Genomic DNA, 548 nt, shown 5'->3' with positions numbered 1-548 from the left:
GTAATCGCAGCGCTCGTTGATTATGAGGGGGGAGAATCATGCTCATGTGTGGCTCGCCTACATTACGTTTTCGATTTGATGCAACAGTTTCTCCTTTCTCACTGGTTTAGGCACATAAGCGTCCATCCCGGAGTCATAACAGCGTTGAATATCGTCGTCGACCACACTGGCTGTTAGCGCGATGATCGGCGTTTTTTCGAGTCCTAAGCTTGCTTCATAAGCGCGGATCTGTTTCGTTGCTTCGAAACCATCCATCACCGGCATCATGCAGTCCATCAAAATCAGACAGTATTGGGATGTTCTGAACATGTCGACCGCTTCCTCACCATTCGCAGCGACATCAAAACTAAAGCCGGCTTTGGTGACATGCAACCCAGCAATTTTTTGGTTCACAGTATTGTCGTCTACAACGAGCACTTTGGGTAATGTTTCAAGTCGGGTTGCAGGCTGAACGACGGAAATAGATTGAGTAAATCGTTCAGCACAGCTTTCAAGCGCTTTGAGTAGACGTTGTCCTAGCAAAGGTTGAGTAATGATCGCTGCGACAC

1 protein-coding gene is annotated in these 548 nt (G+C 47.6%); it reads right to left on the bottom strand.

The window, feature by feature from the left end; genetic code table 11:
* Positions 1-57 precede the first annotated feature (57 nt).
* A partial coding sequence (locus tag R7044_RS27385) for a response regulator (RefSeq protein WP_225456246.1) occupies positions 58-548 on the bottom strand: 491 nt, incomplete at its 5' end.

The organism is Vibrio sp. 1402, assembly GCF_033340275.1.
This window is presented reverse-complemented; position numbering and strand designations above follow the sequence as displayed.